General features: G+C 70.2%; 1 protein-coding gene and 1 pseudogene. Both read right to left on the bottom strand.

Annotated elements, in window-relative coordinates; translation table 11 throughout:
- A pseudogene (locus AC5LUJ_RS22085) lies at positions 1 to 634 on the bottom strand (hypothetical protein); the annotation flags it as partial.
- Positions 631 to 1,587: a hypothetical protein gene (locus tag AC5LUJ_RS22080; RefSeq protein ID WP_493465658.1), complete on the bottom strand. Its 957-nt coding sequence runs from the start codon at positions 1,585 to 1,587 to the stop codon at positions 631 to 633. The pseudogene AC5LUJ_RS22085 and the gene AC5LUJ_RS22080, both read right to left, overlap by 4 nt.
- Positions 1,588 to 1,912 lie beyond the last annotated feature (325 nt).

Raw genomic sequence — 1,912 nt, 5'->3', positions numbered from 1 at the left:
GATGCTGCGCCGCCCGATGCGTATCCCGCAGGCTGATGCCGCGGCTGTGCACCGGCCCGTGGTGAATCCGGTCGGTGAGATGTACACGGGTATCGCGGTAGTCGTCGTACCGCACCCCTTCCGGTGGCATCCGCAGCCGCCGGTCCAGCAGATCATCGACGGCGGCGAGTTTGTCGGTCGCCACCAGCCGCTGCATGCCGCTGTAGCCGGGCCGGGCAAGGTCGTGCGCCGTGGCCGCCGTCCGGTTGACCAGCTTGGCCTGCGCCTCGGCGACCAGCCGGTGGCCGTCGCGGAGGTGGATGTCCGCCGGCGCCGTCTGGGACCCGCCGGCAGCCCATTCCGTGACCTGGGCACGTACCGACGCACCAGCCCGGATGGCGTTGCGGTTGAACGCCAACGCATGCATGACCTCGAACAGATGCCCGGCCCGCTGCGGATTCCCATGGTTCACGTACCGCTCGGCCAGCCGCTGGACGGTGGCCCGGGTTTCCAGGGTCGCCAACGTCTCCGCAGCCGCCCGCCGGGTAGCGTGATCCACATACGCCCAGACGGCCGCGTCCGCCCCACCGGGCAACAACCCGCCGCCGGGCAGGAAGTCGGAGCCGGTGGGCTGTTCGGCCCCGCCCGTGCTCATGCCGCGGCCGGGCCGATGTCGCCCAGACGCCGCCAAGCGTCGTCGACTACCTGTTGGGACAGGTCGGTCACCATACCGTCCTCGTCGGTGAGCCTCACGCTCATCACGGTCACCACAGTGGTAACCAGGCCGACGAGCAGCGCGACCAGCCGGCGCTGCTCCGGCGTATACGTGGCGTAGTTGTCGTCGGCGTCCAGCAGAACTTCCAACCGGGGTAGCCGGTCCAGCACAGCCGCGTACAGATCGGTAAGGACATCGCGGACCTGCTCGCTGCGGGCGAGGACGGCCTCCGCCATGGTCTCGGCGAGCCGCAGCTCGGCGTCGGCCTCGTCGAGCCTGCCCGCGATCTCCCCCTGATCCTTACGCGCCTTGCGTCCCTGCCACGCCAGGACACCACCAAGGACACCCCCGAAGACGAGGACCACCGGCGCCGCCACGATCGCGGTCAGCACGGTCGTGCCGGCAGCCACCCCACCGCCACCGGCGGCCAGGGAACCGCCACCGAGCCAGGCCAGGGTCGCGCTCGTCGCCGCCGCCCCGGACAGCCCGGAGATCGCCACACCGGTCGACGCGGTCGCGAACGCCCCCACCGCAGCCACCGTGGCGGCGCCGGCCCCCGCTCCCGCGGTAACTCCCGCGACCGCGCCACCGGCCATCGCACCGACCATCTGCGCGGCACTCACCCGAACCTCATGCAGTTCGACATCGGGAAGACCGCTACTGGGCAGGGTCTCGATCGCCGCGAGCTCGGCCAGGTCCACGTTCTTCAGCCGGCCGAACAGGTCCCGGAACGGGATCAGCGCACCGTCATACAGCTCCCGGCGGACCTTCTCCAGCAGCGTGGTCTCGGCCGCCATCCGCCGGACCAGCCGCTCGTGCTGGGCAGTCAAAGCCTCATGCGAACGCTTGTTGCTCTTGGCCAGCCTGACCGCGTCGACCATGGCAATACCCACAGCAGCCCCCATTGCCGTCCCCTGCCACCGCCGCCGCCCCTCCCAGTTGAGAGGTAGCCGCCATGGCAGCAGATCCTGATTTGCCGCGGTTCCCCACAACCGTGCGCGAGGAAGCACATGGTACGCGGTGGCAGGTCCAGCACGAAGCGTGGGTAGCCGCCGTTTATCGACCGTCATCAGACCCGCGACGGCTTCGAGCCGCGCCCGATGCCCCTGCCCACCCTCCAGCAACGGGCGGCCGGGTCGCTTGCTATCAGCTACGACGCCCTCCCACGGACCACCAGCAAGATAGCCCCACCAGCGCTCCAGCGCCTTGACAAACATG

The organism is Protofrankia sp. CiP1_Cm_nod3, from assembly GCF_982290655.1.
This window is presented reverse-complemented; position numbering and strand designations above follow the sequence as displayed.